This is a genomic window from Bacillus sp. NPDC060175 (assembly GCF_042728695.1).
Taxonomy (GTDB): domain Bacteria; phylum Bacillota; class Bacilli; order Bacillales; family Bacillaceae_G; genus Bacillus_A.
Window position 1 is genome coordinate 36,972 of record NZ_JBHWYR010000021.1, and the last position, 17,405, is coordinate 54,376.

At 34.0% G+C, this 17,405-nt stretch carries 19 protein-coding genes and 1 pseudogene; 14 read left to right on the forward strand and 6 right to left on the reverse strand.

Annotated elements, in window-relative coordinates; genetic code table 11:
* Positions 1-16: 16 nt before the first annotated feature.
* A complete protein-coding gene (locus ACFWDE_RS13000) occupies positions 17-541 on the forward strand; it encodes a COG3014 family protein (protein ID WP_377892741.1) in 525 nt (174 codons plus the stop codon).
* Positions 542-581: 40 nt separating this feature from the next.
* Here ACFWDE_RS13000 and ACFWDE_RS13005 read toward each other — a convergent pair whose 3' ends face one another.
* The gene (locus ACFWDE_RS13005; protein WP_377892743.1) at positions 582-1,475 is read right to left on the reverse strand and encodes a LysR substrate-binding domain-containing protein; all 894 of its coding nucleotides are present in this window, start codon (positions 1,473-1,475) and stop codon (positions 582-584) included.
* 163 nt (positions 1,476-1,638) lie between these two features.
* Between ACFWDE_RS13005 and ACFWDE_RS13010 the strand changes: the two genes are divergently transcribed.
* From ACFWDE_RS13010 to ACFWDE_RS13030, 5 genes are read left to right on the forward strand one after another with little or no spacing between them, the layout of a single operon-like run.
* On the forward strand, positions 1,639-2,631 hold the full coding sequence (locus tag ACFWDE_RS13010) for an ABC transporter ATP-binding protein (RefSeq protein ID WP_377892745.1): 993 nt from the start codon (positions 1,639-1,641) through the stop codon (positions 2,629-2,631).
* Entirely contained in the window at positions 2,609-3,634 is a 1,026-nt protein-coding gene (locus tag ACFWDE_RS13015; RefSeq protein WP_377892747.1) for an ABC transporter substrate-binding protein, read from the forward strand. The genes ACFWDE_RS13010 and ACFWDE_RS13015 overlap by 23 nt, the downstream gene beginning before the upstream one ends.
* A 12-nt stretch (positions 3,635-3,646) precedes the next feature.
* The gene (locus ACFWDE_RS13020) at positions 3,647-5,317 is read left to right on the forward strand and encodes an ABC transporter permease (protein ID WP_377892748.1); all 1,671 of its coding nucleotides are present in this window, start codon (positions 3,647-3,649) and stop codon (positions 5,315-5,317) included.
* The gene (locus ACFWDE_RS13025) at positions 5,314-6,576 is read left to right on the forward strand and encodes an MBL fold metallo-hydrolase (RefSeq protein WP_377892749.1); all 1,263 of its coding nucleotides are present in this window, start codon (positions 5,314-5,316) and stop codon (positions 6,574-6,576) included. The genes ACFWDE_RS13020 and ACFWDE_RS13025 overlap by 4 nt, the downstream gene beginning before the upstream one ends.
* A 20-nt stretch (positions 6,577-6,596) precedes the next feature.
* Positions 6,597-7,430, forward strand: coding sequence for a hypothetical protein (locus ACFWDE_RS13030; RefSeq protein ID WP_377892751.1), 834 nt, complete (start codon positions 6,597-6,599; stop codon positions 7,428-7,430).
* Positions 7,431-7,487: 57 nt separating this feature from the next.
* On the opposite strand, the gene ACFWDE_RS13035 is transcribed toward ACFWDE_RS13030, so the two are convergent.
* On the reverse strand, positions 7,488-7,910 hold the full coding sequence (locus tag ACFWDE_RS13035; protein ID WP_131231730.1) for a YfmQ family protein: 423 nt from the start codon (positions 7,908-7,910) through the stop codon (positions 7,488-7,490).
* A gap of 41 nt (positions 7,911-7,951) precedes the next feature.
* Here ACFWDE_RS13035 and ACFWDE_RS13040 point away from each other — a divergent pair.
* The 5 genes and pseudogenes from ACFWDE_RS13040 to ACFWDE_RS13060 all read left to right on the forward strand — a co-directional run bounded on the left by ACFWDE_RS13040 (position 7,952) and on the right by ACFWDE_RS13060 (position 10,987).
* A pseudogene (locus ACFWDE_RS13040) lies at positions 7,952-8,141 on the forward strand (hypothetical protein).
* A 50-nt stretch (positions 8,142-8,191) separates the two neighbouring features.
* On the forward strand, positions 8,192-8,353 hold the full coding sequence (locus tag ACFWDE_RS13045; protein ID WP_002158451.1) for a hypothetical protein: 162 nt from the start codon (positions 8,192-8,194) through the stop codon (positions 8,351-8,353).
* A 379-nt stretch (positions 8,354-8,732) separates the two neighbouring features.
* Entirely contained in the window at positions 8,733-9,824 is a 1,092-nt protein-coding gene (locus tag ACFWDE_RS13050) for a serine hydrolase (RefSeq protein ID WP_377892753.1), read from the forward strand.
* Positions 9,825-9,947: 123 nt separating this feature from the next.
* Complete coding sequence (locus ACFWDE_RS13055; RefSeq protein WP_377892754.1) at positions 9,948-10,523, forward strand: histidine phosphatase family protein; 576 nt, start codon at positions 9,948-9,950, stop codon at positions 10,521-10,523.
* Positions 10,524-10,612: 89 nt separating this feature from the next.
* A complete protein-coding gene (locus ACFWDE_RS13060; protein ID WP_000461761.1) occupies positions 10,613-10,987 on the forward strand; it encodes a hypothetical protein in 375 nt (124 codons plus the stop codon).
* Positions 10,988-11,026: 39 nt separating this feature from the next.
* Here the strand turns inward: ACFWDE_RS13060 and ACFWDE_RS13065 are convergent, their stop codons facing one another.
* Genes ACFWDE_RS13065 through ACFWDE_RS13075 form a run of 3 tightly spaced genes read right to left on the reverse strand, consistent with a single transcriptional unit; the run spans position 11,027 to position 12,622 of the window.
* Positions 11,027-11,947, reverse strand: coding sequence for an alpha/beta fold hydrolase (locus ACFWDE_RS13065; protein WP_377892756.1), 921 nt, complete (start codon positions 11,945-11,947; stop codon positions 11,027-11,029).
* The gene (locus ACFWDE_RS13070; protein ID WP_219917877.1) at positions 11,899-12,228 is read right to left on the reverse strand and encodes a DUF3147 family protein; all 330 of its coding nucleotides are present in this window, start codon (positions 12,226-12,228) and stop codon (positions 11,899-11,901) included. The genes ACFWDE_RS13065 and ACFWDE_RS13070 overlap by 49 nt, the downstream gene beginning before the upstream one ends.
* The gene (locus ACFWDE_RS13075; protein ID WP_377892758.1) at positions 12,212-12,622 is read right to left on the reverse strand and encodes a MarR family winged helix-turn-helix transcriptional regulator; all 411 of its coding nucleotides are present in this window, start codon (positions 12,620-12,622) and stop codon (positions 12,212-12,214) included. The genes ACFWDE_RS13070 and ACFWDE_RS13075 overlap by 17 nt, the downstream gene beginning before the upstream one ends.
* 124 nt (positions 12,623-12,746) lie before the next feature.
* Between ACFWDE_RS13075 and ACFWDE_RS13080 the strand changes: the two genes are divergently transcribed.
* Positions 12,747-13,574, forward strand: a complete 828-nt coding sequence (locus tag ACFWDE_RS13080) for a PP2C family serine/threonine-protein phosphatase (protein ID WP_377892760.1) — start codon at positions 12,747-12,749, stop codon at positions 13,572-13,574.
* Positions 13,575-13,619: 45 nt separating this feature from the next.
* Here the strand turns inward: ACFWDE_RS13080 and asnB are convergent, their stop codons facing one another.
* Positions 13,620-15,443 (reverse strand): asparagine synthase (glutamine-hydrolyzing), encoded by a 1,824-nt coding sequence (asnB, locus tag ACFWDE_RS13085; protein WP_377892761.1) that lies wholly within the window; start codon positions 15,441-15,443, stop codon positions 13,620-13,622.
* A 271-nt stretch (positions 15,444-15,714) separates the two neighbouring features.
* Here asnB and ACFWDE_RS13090 point away from each other — a divergent pair, with 271 nt between their 5' ends.
* Together ACFWDE_RS13090 and ACFWDE_RS13095 are read left to right on the forward strand one after the other, a co-directional pair.
* The gene (locus ACFWDE_RS13090) at positions 15,715-16,281 is read left to right on the forward strand and encodes a sigma-70 family RNA polymerase sigma factor (protein ID WP_002149029.1); all 567 of its coding nucleotides are present in this window, start codon (positions 15,715-15,717) and stop codon (positions 16,279-16,281) included.
* The gene (locus ACFWDE_RS13095; protein WP_377892763.1) at positions 16,278-17,375 is read left to right on the forward strand and encodes a DUF4179 domain-containing protein; all 1,098 of its coding nucleotides are present in this window, start codon (positions 16,278-16,280) and stop codon (positions 17,373-17,375) included. Before ACFWDE_RS13090 ends, ACFWDE_RS13095 begins: the two co-directional genes overlap by 4 nt.
* Positions 17,376-17,405 lie beyond the last annotated feature (30 nt).

Sequence of the window (17,405 nt, forward strand, 5' to 3'; positions counted from 1 at the left end):
AAAAGGAGAAAACATCATGAAAAAATTAAGTTTTGTTATGCTTTTTCTGTTAGTCGTAATGACTGGATGTAGTAATTATGACACGTATATTGAAACAGGTATGCAATCATTGAAAAATGAAAAATATAGTGATGCGATTATGTGGTTTGAAAAAGCGGAAAAAGAAAAATCAGGAAATGAAGCGAAGGCGTATAAAGAAGTCGCTCAGTTACTAGATCACGGTGCAACAGCATTAAAAGATGGTAAGTATTTAGAAACGAAAGACGATGCGAATGAAGTGTTGCAAAAGAAAAAAGATGATGCACTTGAAAAGGCTGTGAAATCAAATGCAGAAAATATGCTTCAAAAAGCAAAAGACGTTGAAGAGAAAGTAAATGAAAGAGTAGCGAAACAAAAAAAAGTAAATGAAGAAGGAATCGATAAACTAATTAAAGCTGTCGATAGTATAGATGAAGTAAAAGAAAAAGAGAAAAAAGTGTCAGAAGCATTAGATAAGGCTGAAGAGGCACAAGTGAAAATTGAGGAAAAGAAAAATAAATAGAGATATAGTTAAAAAGGCTGTCGTGTATAACGACAGCCTTTTAACTTTTTGCTGCAAAAGAAGTGATACTTTGTAGTAAAAAAGAAATTATTTTTGAATTCCACCTGTCCTCATGATGAATGGTATAAATATTACGCTGAAATTCAAATCCTGGGATCGGTATACAGCATAGCTCATTTCGCTCTACTTCTTGTTCAATAGCAAGTTTAGAAATAAAGGCAACCCCATTACCATACTTTAAAATTTGTTTCATCGTTTCTAATGAATCTAGTTCAATTTCAGATTGGAAAGTAATGTTATATGATAACATCCATTGTGTAAGTAAATCTCTCGTTGTAGATGGATTACGATGCAATAATATACGTTCTTTTTCGATATCTTGTAAGGATACACTTTCTTTTTTTGAAAAATGATGTTCTTTGGAAAAAGCAAGAACAAGTGTATCAGGTATTATTTTTGTTTGTTTTAAAAGTGGTTCATCAAACGGCGCCGCAGAAATTACCCCGAGATCAATTTCATGATTTTGTAGCATCGTCCGAATTTCAGGCGCAGTTTTTACCATGAGTGTTATTTTTATATTTGGAAATTCGCACTGAAATTGGTGAACAACTTCTGGTAAAAGGTAAGTTGCTGGTACATAACTAGCGCCAATTGTTATAGCTCCTTTATTAAAATCTTTAAATTCTTGTGTCACCCGTCTAGCTTCTTTCATAAGTGCATCTATTTTGCAAGCATAATGATGCAACGCCTCGCCAGCCTCTGTTAAGAAATATCTTCCGGAACGTAATTCAAATAAAGACACACCGAGTTCCTCTTCTAAGCTTTTTATATGAAATGTAATAGTAGGTTGTTTAACACCAAGTTTTTCTGCAACAATCGTAAGCTTTTTGTATTTCTTAATAAGCACTACAATTTCTAATTTTAAGAGATTCATTATGAGTTACCCGCCTTTTTTATTTTAACTATAGAAAAAATCTATAGAAATAAATAGTTTATTAGAAGTTTTTTAATTTAATCTTTACAGTACATTAACATTCAGTATAAATCTTCCATATAGAATGAAAGCAGGTTAAGAATGAGGGGAGAGAGGTGAACCGATGGATATTAAAATTCATGGATTAGAAAAGACATTTGGAGAAATGCAGGCGTTAAAACCGTTACAAATTGTAATGAAAAAAGGAGAGTTTACCACACTTTTAGGACCTTCGGGATGCGGGAAAACGACTTTGCTTAGAATGATTGCAGGACTTGAAGAACCGGATAAAGGAGAAATATATTTTGGAGATAAGTGTATGTATTCGTCTACAAAAAAGGTAAAAACATCTCCTCATGAACGGAATATCGGTATGGTATTTCAGGATTTTGCTTTATGGCCGCATATGACTGTTTTTGAAAATGTTGCATTTGGTTTAAGGGCTACAAAGCAAACGAATCATTTACGCGAAAAGGTAGAAGATGCGATAAAGCGAGTTCGCTTGCAAGGTATGGAGAAAAGATATCCACACGAACTTTCTGGCGGACAGCAGCAACGTGTCGCATTTGCTAGAGCAATCGTAACAAAGCCTCATTTTATTTTGTTTGATGAACCGTTAAGTGCACTCGATGCAATTTTACGAGAAGAAATGCGCTTAGAGCTTATGGATATCGTTCATTCCATTGGTTTAACGGCATTGTATGTAACACACGATCAAACAGAAGCTATGTCAATGTCAGACCAAATTATTGTAATGAAACAAGGGGAAGTATTACAAAAAGGAACACCAGAAAATATTTATGTGAAACCGTCTCATGAATTTGTTGCAAAGTTTGTTGGTAAAGCAAATTGGCTTGTAGAGAATAAACAAATGATTCGCCCAGAGCACGTGAGCTGGACAAAAAATGACGCGTGCGACATGTATACAGGTGAAATTCAGCACGTTACATATGTAGGAGAACGTTATGAAGTGAAAGTAAATATGGGGACACTCGGTGTATGGACAGCTTATAACAATAGTAAGCTAAGCATCGGTAAACCGGTATCGTTATATGTACCAAAAAAATGTATTCATCATATAGGGGGAGAATCGTATGAAGAAATTCAGTTCGCTTAAGTCTTTATTTGTATGTACTTTACTATTTTCTGCTGTAGTAACAGGTTGTAGCTCAAAGACAGGTAATGTAGATGCAAACAATAAAAATTCTAATGAAAAGAAAATTGTTGTATATAGTGCAGGACCAAAAGGATTAGCAGAAAAAATTCAAAAGGACTTTGAAAAGAAAACCGGTATAAAAGTGGAAATGTTTCAAGGAACAACAGGTAAGATTTTAGCGAGAATGGAAGCTGAAAAGAAAAATCCAGTCGTTGACGTTGTCGTACTCGCTTCTTTACCCGCTATGGAAGGATTAAAGAAAGATGGTCAAACGTTAGCTTATAAAGAAGCGAAACAAGCTGATAAGCTTCGTTCTGAATGGTCGGATGATAAAGGACATTATTTTGGATATAGTGCTTCAGCATTAGGAATTGTGTACAACACAAAAAATGTGAAGACAGCGCCTGAAGACTGGAGCGATATAACAAAAGGAGAATGGAAAGGGAAAGTGAATCTTCCAGATCCAGCGCTTTCAGGTTCGGCTTTAGACTTTGTAACAGGATACGTGAAAAAGAATGGACAAGGTGGATGGAAGTTATTTGAACAGCTTAAGAAAAATGAAGTTACAGTAGCAGGGGCAAACCAAGAAGCGTTAGATCCAGTTGTAACAGGTGCGAAAGATATGGTAATTGCTGGTGTTGATTATATGACGTACAGTGCAAAAGCAAAGGGTGAACCGGTTGATATCGTATATCCAAAAAGCGGAACAGTCATTAGTCCACGGGCAGCAGGCATTATGAAGGATAGTAAAAATGTAGAAGGTGCAAAAGAGTTTATTGATTACTTATTATCAGATGATGTGCAAAAACAAATTTCTAAAGCGTATTTATTGCCTGGTAGAAAAGATATAAAAGCTGAAAATAGACCAAATGTAGAAGAAATCCCAGTATTAAATATTGATTGGAAAACAGTTGAGAAAGAACAAGATGAAATAGCAAAACAATTTAAGAAAGTATTTCAATAAGATGGTGATTACATGGTAAATCGATTCGTATCAGTAAGACAAGTTGGAATGACAGTAGCATTGTTACTTGTGGTGATGTTAATCGTCATTCCGCTTTTTCTCATTTTATTTTCTAGTGTATATGAAAATAGCAGTTGGAATTTTTTAAAGCCTTTTGAAGTCATGCAGAGTGGTGGATTAGCTGGAATTTTTCTGAATTCAATGTTGCTAGGTGTACTCGTTGTACTAGGAGCTACAATATTAGCATTTCCATTAGCGTTCATTATGAGCAAAACAGATGTTGGAAAGCATAGTAAATTGGACATTGTTTTTATGATTCCATTTATGACGCCGCCGTATATTGGATCGATGGGCTGGATTTTGTTCATGCAACCTAACGGCTATTTTGAACAATTTTTTCCGATGCTAAAGACGATTTCATCTTCGTTTTTTAGTTTAGGAGGTATGGTTCTAATTATGAGTCTGCATTTATTCCCATTCCTTTACTTCATGTTAAAGAACACGTTACTTCAGATTGGGAGTAGTAAAGAAGAAGCTGCAGCAGTTCATGGTGGTGGATTCTTCTATCGTTTAAGAAAAATAATATTACCGTTATTATTATCAAGTTATGTAATGGGTGCTTTACTTATTTTCGTAAAGACGATTGCAGAATTTGGAACGCCAGCTACATTTGGACGTAGAATTGGTTTCCATGTGTTAACATCTGAGATTCATAAATTTATTTCGAGTTGGCCGATTGATTTTAGTAGTGCAACAGCATTATCTTCTTTATTACTTAGTGCGTGTATGCTCATTTGGTATATGCAAAATGTATTGAATCGAAAGTACTCATATGCAATGGTTAGTGGAAAAGGTGTGAAATCTAAAAGATATACTTTGTCTACATTTACACGTTTTATAGCATGGATTTATGTAATTGCTTTACTAATAGTAGCAATTGGAATCCCATACTTTTCTATACTTATTGCTTCTTTGTCAAAATTAAGAGGCGGTGGCTTACATTTAAATAACTTTACAACAAGCCATTATGAAGCATTGTTTACAATAGGTTCTCCAGGATTAGAAGCTTTATGGAACAGTTTTCTTTTTTCACTCGTAACAGCGATTGTTGCTGTAATTGTTGGGGTCTTTTTGGCACTTATGATTCGAAAGGGGAAAAAGTCCTCTGAAAAATGGCTTGATATGTGCGGTATGTTACCGAATATGGTACCAGGAATAGTGATGGTTGTAGGGCTTATTTTATTTTGGAATTCACCATATATGCCTATATCAATTTACAATACGCCTGTCATGGTTATAGTAACGTATGTTGTTCTTTTTTTACCTTATACGGTGCAGTATGTAAAAGCATCGCTCGGACAAATTGATGATTCTCTTGTACAGGCAGGGAGTGTTTTTTCTGGAAATTATATTTATATTTTTAGAAAAATAATATTGCCTCTTATTATCCCAGGCATTCTTGCTGGATGGGCGATGACATTTACGATTTCGATAAGAGAGTTAGTAGCATCGCTTCTCGTACTACCTCCATCAGTAGAAACGTCAGCAACGTTTATTTTTGCTCAATTTGAACAAGGGGAAGTATCTATAGGAATGGCGATGGCCGTTGTTTCTGTTGGGCTTACAACAATGTGCTTATTACTTCTGCAACATATGGAGCAAAAACGAAAAGGGGTAGCATGATGAGGATGGAAGTATGGGGAGGAGCGGGAGAATACGGTCGTTCCTGCTATTTTGTAAAAAATAAAGAGATGAGAATAGTATTTGATTGTGGTATTAATCGATCCTATGAGGAGAGTTATCCAAAAATAGAAAGAGAAATAGTTACATTTTTGGATGCGGTATTTTTATCACATATTCATGAAGATCATACGATGGGATTACCTTTATTGACGAAGTATGGATATAAGAAAAAAATTTGGACGACTCGTTATACGAAGGAGCAACTGCCAGCTTATTTTGAAAAATGGAGAAACTACAATCTTTCAAAAGGGTGGGATTTACCTTATAACGACCAAAATATTAAAGATTTAAATTATGTATGTATTGATGAGATTAGTAATCCAAATGAATGGATACAGATTACACCGACGTTGCGGTTTCAATGGGGGTATAGTGGGCATGTATTAGGAGCTGTTTGGTTTTTAGTGGATATGTGTAATACATACGTATTTTATTCTGGTGATTATTCAGCAGAATCTAATATACTACGAGCTAATTTACCTGAAAATTTGCGAAGCGATATAAAAATTGCAATTGTAGATGCCGCTTACCACACTGATGATGTTTCGCAAAATGAAAGATTAGACGATCTATGTACAGAAATTGAACGAGTTATGCAAAATAAAGGAATAGCATTACTACCGCTGCCGCAACTTGGTAGGGCGCAAGATATAGTATTGTATTTATATGAACGATATAAAGAATTTCCGCTTATAGTAGATAAAGAAATTTTGGCTGGATTTGAAGAGATGTTCATATATAAAGATTGGCTAAAAAATAATGAAGGACTTCAATGGATTATGGAGAGTTTGAAAAGAAACATAATAGTTATGGATAATGACATTAGTATGCAAAATAGTTACGGAATAGTTGTAATGAGTGATGCGAATATGCAAACGAAAAGAGCACAGTTATACTATGAACAACTTCGGCATGAAGAACGGAATTCCATTATTTTTACAGGACATATTGCTAAAGGGAGTTTTGCAGAAAAAGTTATGAAAGAGCATGTAAGGAATACATGTAGGGTGAATCGAGTTCCGTATAAAGTTCATCAAAGTATAAGTGATGTTAAGGAAATGTTAAATACATTATTACCAGAACATACGGTGTTAGTGCACGCTCTTAAAGAGGATACGGATCGATTACAACAAAAGCTAAGTACAGCAGGATATGAAAATATATATTCACTTGCAATGGAACGTATAGAAGTAATTTAAAATGTAAAGGGGATAGGTATATGAAAAAAGTATTTGTATTCGTAAGCATTTTCTTTTGTTGTTTCCTTTATAACGTTAAGGAAGGGTTTGCTGCTAGTCCAATGAAACCTAGTTTTGAAGTGAAGTTATTATTAAAGCCAGAACAAGTATTAGGTTATAACAAAGAGATGAAGCAAGAGGTACTAGAACATTTCCAGGCTGGTACAAATTATGAAAGAATACAAGTGCAATTTTTAGATACGGTGAATAAAAGTTTAAGTAACGAAGGGTGGTTTGCGAGAATTCGAAAGAAAGAATTTAGTAAAGATTTTGAGCTAACATATAAAAAAAGATATCCTATTCAAAATGGTGTAATTCAAGATGCACTAGAAGTAGCTAAAAAAGATGGATTTGATAGTAAAACTGATAGTTATGAGGCGGAAATAGATTGGGGATTTGGGAAGAAAACGTTAAGTATTTCAAATAAGAAAAGTTACAGTGCTAAAGGATATGGGGTACTTGATTTACCAAATGAACAAGCTGCTCAAAATATGTTAATAGAAAAGTTACCAGGGAAAATGAACAAATGGTTGTATACGAATTGGGGAGAAGAGATGCTCAAGGATTCTCACATTTACGGTCCTGTATTAATGAAACGGTATACAGGTGAATTTGAAAATATAAAAACGAATATTGAAATTTGGCCATTAAGTAATACCGGGAAAATAGAAGATGATTTCGTAATAGAAGTGTCGTTTAAAACAAATGAGGAAAGTATTGCAACAAAACAAAGAGAATTATTAATGGCGAGTATAGAGAAAAAAGGATGGCTGTTATCGAAAGATAGTTTGAAGACAGAGCTGATTTTTCAGTAAATAAGAAAGAAGGAAGGAATCCATATGCCATGGATTCCTTTTTCTAATATATGAGCATTAAGCTAAATCAGCTGATACGAACATATCACTATTTTGTAGGTTTTTAGAGCGTAAACTATAAGCAACTACTTTCTTTTTATGTTGTTTTACAACATCAACATGCTCTTCATGACTATAAATATAAAATGTAAAATCTTTTTTGCCACGTATTGCATTAATAATTAATGGAGTGCTCTCATTTTGTGGTGGTGCATAATAGCGATCTAAAAATAAACCTTCATTAAAATCATTAATAATTTGAGATTTCTTTTCGCCTTCTAAGCTATTTCCATTGATTGTAACAGTCACATTCTCTTCATCAAGTTGCGGATGTGTTTCGTACCTGCTAATAATGGATTCAATAACAGAGTTAGGAAGGCTAGAAACGATAATTTTAAATGCCCCAAATACAACTAACAGTACAATAAACCAAGTCGTCATATTGTATCATCCCCTTTACACTATTAAATAATATAACCCATATGGTAATAGTACATATGGTGAAGTTTTGTATATTTTGTGAAAAATTTTCCTTTTTCGAACGTTTTTTAACAAATGGAGATGTTTAAAGAATATAAGGTGATATTTGGTAGGATAAAAATATAAAGTCTTTTTATTTATTTGTTAGAAAAATCAATTTTGTTACAAAAAGTTGAAATCGAAGTATTTTAAAAGAAAAAGGTTTATAATAAAAACATAACTAATTACAAGGAAGTGTAACTATGAGTACTGTAGCTATCGTGTATGGTATTATTCTTTCCACAATTATTATTTTATTTTTCGTTGGGGTTTCACGTTATATTCATAAATGGAAAGAAGGCGTTGCGAAATTAAATCACATTGAAGAAGAACTCAGTGATTTAATGTTACATCATGGTAAGTAAAAGGTTTATTTTTTAACTAAACAATGTGAAAAAAATCACAAAACATGCTCTCATAGTGAAAGCATGTTTTTTTGTTATGTAAATGATGAGCAAATCACGAATTTTCCTATACGATATAGAATAACTCTTTCAAGTGTAAGGAAGAGTTATTCTGCTTTGTATAATTTTGTAATTAAGCTCGGTATAATGATTATATAGAAGGGAATTTATCCCGCATTAACGGGCAGTAAAACTCCCACCTCAAAATTCGGTTGGGGCAAAGAAGTTAGGTGGGAGATCAACTGCCCGTAAACGCCCGATTGGTTCAACTAATAATCAGTGGGGGATGAACAAAACCCCCACTGATTATAGTTTCACTTTATTAGAGGAGGGGCATATTGTGAATATATTAAAGATTATAGGGATTATTGTGGGAGTTATTATAGTAGGCATTGTAGCTTTCTTTGTAATTATGAAAAATTATTTGTCAAAAGAAGATCCAAAGTATGTTTTAAATTACATAAAAGAACATAAAAATAATGAAACATGCTCATTACTTATTAGAAGAAATGGCGAAGTATTAACATCTATAAATGAAAATAAAAAATTGCCATTAGCGAGTATGGCAAAAATCGTAATAGCAGTGGAATTTGCTAAACAAGTGTCAGAAGGAAAGGTAAGCCGAGATGAGCAAATTTCATTGCATGAATTAGAAAAATATTATGTTAAAAACACTGATGGTGGGGCGCATCCTGCCTGGTTAGAAGATGCCAAAGCGAGAGAGGTAGTAAAAAATGGACAAATCGCTTTAGAAGAAATCGCTAAAGGGATGATTCATTATAGTTCTAATGCAAATACAACATATTTGTTAGAGAAGCTTGGCATAGAAAGAGTAAATGAAAGTATAAAAGAGTTAGAGCTTACTAGTCATGACAAGTTCACTTCTTATACTGCTTCACTATATATGAGAGGATACGTAGAAAAAGAGCTTCATGAGTCAGAAGATCAATCGTTAGAAATGATACGTAACATGTCAAAGGATGAGTATAGTAAACATGTGTTACAGATTCATGAATGGATGAAAGATGAAGAAGAATGGAAAAAGCGGGAAATTCCATTGAAAGTAGATATGGAATTTCAACGTATTTGGTCAGATCGATTAGTGAGTGCAAATGCTAAAGATTATATGAGTATAATGGAAAAGATAAATAGTAGAAATTATTTTCCAGAATTAATGCAAGATGAAATTGAGAATGTTTTTAAAGGAACAGTTGAAAATAGTAAGTTTGAATATGCTGGGCAAAAAGGTGGTTCTACCGCATTCGTATTGACAAAAAGTTTGTATACTACGGATAAAAAGGGGAACAAGGTTGAGGTTGTAATAATGTTTGATGATATAGATAATCAAATTACATACCAAAAGCTTAGAAATAATATAGATTACTTCATTCGAGATGTTATAACAGATGAAGAATTCAGAAGAAAGTTATAATGAAATAATTTTATTATGTAAACAAAGGGCGCTTATTAGAAAGCGTCCTTTTCTTTTAATGATATAGGATTTCCTATTTACTCCGTTGAATATTGATTGAAACTAAGAAAGGAAGTTGAATAAATGACTACAATATATTTCGTTCGCCACGCTCACTCTACATATACAAAGGAAGAAAGGGAACGTCCCTTATCTGAGAAGGGTTGGTTAGATGCACAAAACATAACAATCTTGTTAAAAGATGAGAAGATTGATGTTGTTATTTCTAGTCCATACGAAAGAGCGATTCAGACCGTTGAAGGAATTGCGAATGCAAATAAACTATCAATACAATTGGAAGAAGATTTACGGGAAAGGTTATTAAGTAAAGAACCAGTACAGGATTTTAATGATGCTATTCAGAAGGTGTGGGAAGACTGGACTTTTGCATACGAAGGCGGGGAATCAAATGATGTAGCACAAAGACGTGCTGTATTATGTATGCAAAATATATTGGGAAAATATAAAGGAAAGAATATTTTAATAGGTACTCATGGGAATATTATGGTGTTACTAATGAATTATTTTGATTCGAAATATGATTTTCAGTTTTGGAAAACACTTCATATGCCCGATGTGTATAAATTGATTTTTGATAATAATGATTTCATTTCTGCTGAAAGAATAGAAAAAACCGGTCATCAGATAAACATTTTGTAAAAGTTTATCAAAAAAAGAGGAAAGAGAGAAGGTATTGTAGAAGTATGACTTTGTAACATAAAAAATATTGGTTAAAGGAGGCTGTTTACATGTTTGAGAAAGAGAAAGAAGGGCTTATTGAAGTTCACAACGTATATGAAATCGCACCAGCAGATGGAGCAATTATAGGTATGGCAACGGAAGAAGAAATGGAGATTGCTGCTGAACTAGAGTTACAGTACTATGCCCATTCTCGTTTATTAGAAGCAAATATTCAGTTAGACGGTTCCTCCTATAAAGAGTTACTTCAGGAGTTCCAGGAGTACGAAAGAAAATCAATGAATTTTTGGAGAGCAATACATAAACGTTTAGCTGTGCCATGGGCATGGGTACTACGTATTGATGTTGCGAATGGTCCTATATATGTAAGCAATGGGAGTTCGTATTATGAAGAAGTTGATGATGACGAAGAAGACTATGAATAGATAAGTAAGGAAGCAGCTTTAGTTGCTTCCTTTTTTTATTTACAATGAGTGAATGGCTTCAATGATAGTATCTGGGCGATCATTTTCTATTCCATGACTAGCATGTTCAGCCAAAATGTATTGGCTGTTTATTGAGAGATTTAATTGTTCACGAATAAGTTCTTGCCACATATCTTCAAGTTGTGTAGCTTCTTCTTTTGGCATACCGCCCTCAATCAATTGAGCAATAGAATATTGAGAATCTCTACCGATAACGATTAATGGTATTTCTAATGTTTTGTGTTGTTTTTTTATTGAGCGAGCACAATTTTTCCACTCCGATAGTTCAGAAGCCATTGCATTATATAATAAAGGAGATATAGAAAATTTGATATGCTGTTTTGTTGTATTGATGAGCATAGGTTTTAGTTCAGTATAAAGTGCATCTGCATCCATGTTGGGGTAAGTATGATATTTCTGTAGCCAAATATCATCAGAATCAGTTTGATCAGAAACTGGTAAATGAAGTTCATCTAATCGGTGTAAGTTCATGGAAGTAGAATCAACTAAAATAAGTGCTTTAATTTGATCCTCATGTAATATCGCAAAATGTTGTGCGCATAAACCTCCATAGGAATGACCGATTAAAATGATAGGCTCGTAAATATCTAGTTCATGTAGCAGCATATGTAGTTCCTTTGCAGCTTGTATTGTTGTACGTGGATTAGTTCCTAGCTCACTTTCTCCGTAACCTGGGCGATGATATGAAATGACTGTAAAGTTTTGTGAAAGCTTTTCTATAATAGGAAGCCAATCATAAAATGAGCATCCCATTCCTGTTTGAATGACTATAGTTTGTTTACTATTACCTCTCATATATACTTCTACATTTTGTCCAAATATCTCTACTGATCTATTAATAGTAATTCCCCCTAAGCTTGAAATAATTTTTGGCAAGTAAAGACGATACACCAGGCACATATGCCAAAGAGTACAGACGTATTAAGTGAAAAGGAGTTCTTTAAACCGATATAAACAATAAATAATAGTAATGCTGATGCAGGAAATCCATATAATACGCCCATAGCGAATTGACTTAACTCCTGTTTACTCCCACCTTCGAAAGAAATCCAAAATAAACTAAGTAAACTCACAAGAGGAAGGGCAGCAATAAAGCCGCCTATCGTACTATAATGTTTAGCGACTTCAGTAATAACGCCGATAATAAGTGCAGAAACGATGACCTTAACGAGGAAATGCATATTTTGCCTCCTTAGCTAATAACGAAAAGGCTTTTGCTATTAATTGTTGCTCTTCTTTTGATAACTGTGATTCTAATATTTGTATTTTTTCTTTATCTAGCAAAGTATGCTTTTCTAATGCTTCAATTCCTTCTGCCGTTAATGTAAGGTTCACAACTCTTTCATCTTGTTTATTTCTTTCTTTCATGATAAATCCTTTTTGAATAAGACGTTTTACATGTTCGGACGCTGTGTTATGAGATAAACCAAGTTCAGAAGCAATTTTTCCAATTGTTATATCTTTTTCCCGAGAAGTGATTTGTAAAATACGAATTGCTTGATGAGAAAGATTGTCTTCATATTCATAGCGTAAGTGGTAGTATATTGTCTCCCAATGTGGATTAATGTCTTTCATATTATAATTCCCCCTAATTTTTATATCGTATTATAAGATATATTCGTCTTGTAAGAATTAAAATCCTGTTATTTTCATAATAAATGTTGAAAAAGTTTATTTTTATTGAAATATAAGGTAATCTATGTGTAAAGGTATACATTTAGCAAGAGAGAGGATGATAGCTGTGAATACATTTAAATGGATTAGTCATGAAAAGATGTATGTAGATCAAATACATGTTGAAAAATGTGGTCCTCTTTCAGTCGGCGTATATGGAGGGAATCAAGAGAGTGATGCATATGAAAGAGGAGATGCAGTACTAGCTTGGTGGGATCCGAAATTAGAATTTGAATTTGTTATGATTTTTGATACACATCATAAAACGAAAAATATACATTATATAATAGAAGCTATTTCAGAAAGAGAAGAAAAACTAAAAGAGCTATTTTCATATCCAATCCATCTAGCTTTTCATCATACACATATGTATTTATTAGCGTTATTTACAGATGAGCTATTTATCAAGAAATGTGACCAAGATGATGAGGAACTTGCATGTTTAATTTGTTTAAGAAAAGGCGAGTTCTTATATTGGCTATCAGTTGGTGATTGCTTCGCGTATTTATTCCATTCAGAGAAAACGAAAAACGGAAAAGGTAGGCTAAATAAGCGTAAAAACTATGAATATATAGGAAGAAAAAATGTTTTTGCAGCGAATACACCTTGCTTTACATCAGGGATAAGGGGATTAGAAAAAGGTCAGAATCACATTGTAATGGCAACAGATGGTATTTTAGAATGTGATAAACGAAAGTTTGATGATGATCAATCTTTAGTAGAAATATTACACGACGGAACTTCTTTACAGATTGAGCCTGTATTAACAAATGTACTGCAGTGGAAAGGTAGAGATTGTGCCACGATTATTGGATGGTCCATTGATACTGAAAATAAACAATGTGCCAATTAATACATGAAGAGGAGTTCAAGGGTTTTGTCCTTGAACTCCTTTTTGTTAAGCGATATGAATGTGGTACGTTTTCAACCATTCATTTACTTGGAGCATGTACTCCATTGCACTTCTTGCTTCAAAATTGTTAATCTCTGTATTACTTTGATCAGCAATTGCAAGTAATATGGAATGGTTAATAAGTGAGAAAACAGGATTGTTTTTATTGCTGCACATATCAAGTGTTAAATTGCGGATTGTTTGTAAATAGTGTGGATCTTGTGAAGTAGGATAAGCGCTTTTTCTTCTATTTCGCACATCATCAGGTAAAGCAGGTTTCAGTGCTCTACGCAAAATACCTTTTTCAATATTATCAATACTTTTGATGTTAAAAGGTACGTTCCATAAATATTCAACTAGTCTATAATCGCAAAACGGTACACGAACTTCAAATCCTACAGCCATACTCATACGGTCTTTACGGTCGAGTAAGAACGGAAGGAATCGTGTTAAAAATAAATAAAACATTTGCCGTTGTTTCGCGGGTTTTTTACTTTCACCTTCAAGAGTAGGTACTTCAAGAGCAGCCTCATGGAATCGTTTATTAATATAATGCTCAGGATTACATTGCTTTGTTACGTCGTTTAATAATAGAGAAGATGTGTTTTTCCAGTTTGTTAACCACGGAAACTTATCCACGTATAATAGTTCTTCTTGGTGAAACCAAGGATACCCCCCGAATACTTCATCAGCCGACTCCCCAGATAAAGCCACGGTTGCATCTTTTTTCATTTCGCAAAATAGTAAATATAGTGAAGTTTCCATTTCGCCTGCACTAGGTAAATCCTTCGCATGAAGGGGAACGAATAAGTGATTTGCTAATTCTTCTGCATTAACAACAATGTCATGATGCGATGTCCCTACATGCTCAGAAACACGTTTTACCCAAGGAGCATCTAGACCAGTTCGAGCAAATGTCAGTTCGAAATCTTTCGCACTATTTAAAAAGTCGATTGAATATGTGTGAAGTGTTTTGTTTCCCTCTCTAAATTCTTTACCCGCCAGTGCAGTAATACCACTAGAATCTAATCCGCCTGATAACATACATACGAGGGGAACATCGGCAATTAGTTGTCTTTTTACTGTATCTTGTAAAATAGATAAAATATGCGAAGATGTGTCTTCGATAGAGTCGGTATGGATCTTACTTTCTAAATTCCAATACTTCTTAACTATTTTTTTATCACGTGTGAATGTTATAGAATGTCCAGCACGAACTTCTTGAATATGTTTAAAGACACCACATCCTGGAGTTCGAAATAAGCCTAATCCAAATACTTCATTTATTCCGTCCGTATCAATTTCAGCAGGAACAGATGGGTGAGCTAATAATGCTTTTATTTCAGAACCGAAAATAATACTGCCATTTCTTTCTGTATAAAAGAGTGGTTTTACACCTAAATGATCGCGTGCTAAAAACAATTGCTGCTTCTGATCATCCCATAAGGCGAAAGCGAAAATTCCGTTTAAATGTTGTACGCAGTCTTCTTTCCATTCTAAATAAGCATGTAGTAGCACTTCTGTGTCTGAGTGTGTTTCAAATGCATGCCCACATTTTTGAAGTTGCTCTCTCAGTTCACGAAAATTATAAATTTCTCCATTATAAGTAAGAGCATACGTATAATCACCAGCACGGAATGTCTTCGGCTGTGTCCCGCCTTCTGGGTCAATAACAATTAAACGCCGGTGTGCAAAAGCCGCGTGAGGTGAAAACCAAAATCCTTCAGCATCCGGACCGCGATGCTGAATACTACTTGCCATCTTTTCTAAAATAACATGTTCATTGGAAAGATCCTTTTTCCAATCTACCCAGCCTGTAATTCCACACATACACATCTCATCTCCTAATTTAAAATAATTAAAAGTAGATTAATAAAATAAAATGTACACTAAGTTAAAGAAAGGCTACATAAATAGTGTACTACATGAATTAAATTGTAGACTTGAGAAAATTTTCTTCAAATTCAAAGTTATATGAGACAATGGGAAAGGAAAAGTATTCCATTGCATACAAAAAACAATAAAAAGATGAGAGAAAAATTTTTTCTGGACGTTATATAGGGTGTAAAAGCTTTTACCAAAAAATAAGGGGAATCGCTACATGAAATCAAATGAGAAAAATTATATAAAAAGATTACAGCGGCAAAAAGAAGATGCGCTAGAATTTGTTGTTGATACATACTTACCGCTCATAAAGGGGATAACGCACAAAGTTCTTCTCCCAGTTCAAAATGATGGATTGATAGAGGAATGTGTAAATGATATATTTCTTTCCATTTGGAATAACGCAAATAAATTTCATGGAGAGCCGAGTGATTTTAAAAAATGGATTGCGGCGATTGCAAAGTTTAAGGCAATTGATTATTACCGGAAAGCGACTAAAAAAGTAGAAATCATTTCAGATGAGTTTCATATAAGTACGGAAAAATCGGCAGAAGACGAATTAATTCTTATGGAAGATAGGGAAGAGTTATTGAAGCTTATTAATCAATTGGAACCTTTAGATCAAAAGGTGTTCGTTATGAAATATCTCCTCGGTATGAAGACAGAGGAAATAGGAGATAAATTAGGATTAACCCGAGCGGCGATAGATAATCGTGTGTATCGCGGGAAGAAGAAACTACAACAAAATGCTACGAATATTAGTTTTGGAGGTAGTGTAATATGAAAGACATTTATGAACTATTAAATGATATTGATATAGATGAAAAAGAACTTGAGACTTCTGAAATTGAAAAAGAAAAAGTGAAACGTAATTTAAAACGATCTATACGTACGAAGAAAAAGATGAAAACTTGGAAAAAAGGTGTCGCTGCTGCATCTATTTTAGTAGGATTATCAGTTGCAACACTCGGTATCGGATTTCCTACATATGCTGGGGGATTGCCAATTGTAGGTGACATATTCCGCTTTTTAGATAACGGTAGAACAGGATTATATGAAAATTATAAAGAGTTTTCGACTGAATTGAATATGACGAGAGAGAGTAATGGGGTTAAAGTTACAATTAATGATGCTGTGTTTGATGGGAGAACAATTACAATCACATATTCTATTGAGAGTGAAAAAGATTTAGGAGAGAAACCGTTCCTATTTGGAAGTCCGCAAGTTATGGGCTTTAATGGCGGGGCAGGTAGTTCGAAAGTTACAAAAGTTGGAGAGGGAAAATATGTAGGTATGACCACTATGAGTGATACTGATAATGAAAGGCTTGATGTTGCAAATGTTTGGTGGGATATAGAAGCAATTGAGTTGGATTATGAAGGTAATGTAATAAAGGGGAACTGGAATTTCGCACTTAGTTTAAAAGCAATGGATAGTAAGGAAGCAAAGGTTAATGGGGTTTCTGAAAATGAATTAATAAAAGTAAATATAGACAAAATGGAAGTAACCCCGATGTCCTTTATCGTTTTTTACAATCAAGAAGAATCTAAGGCATTAAGAAGTATATGGGATAGCGCTGATGTGGAATTAGAAATAAAAGATGATATAGGAAATAAATATGCAGGTAAAGGAAATGGTGGAAGCAGTAAAGTAGCAGAACCGCATAAAAGTAGTTGGAGTGCTACCTTCCAAAAGTTGAACGAAAATGCTACAAAGCTTATTGTCACACCTCACGTGCACTTGCGAGTTCATACACCTGAAAATCATGGTGGAGTGGAGTATGTGAATGGGAAAGAGAAGAAAATTGAAGTGCCGAAAAAAGAAGCGAAGAGTAAAGATATTGTGTTAGATGATATTGTGATTGATTTAAAGAAATAAAAAGAGAGACTGCCTGAAATGAATAAATAG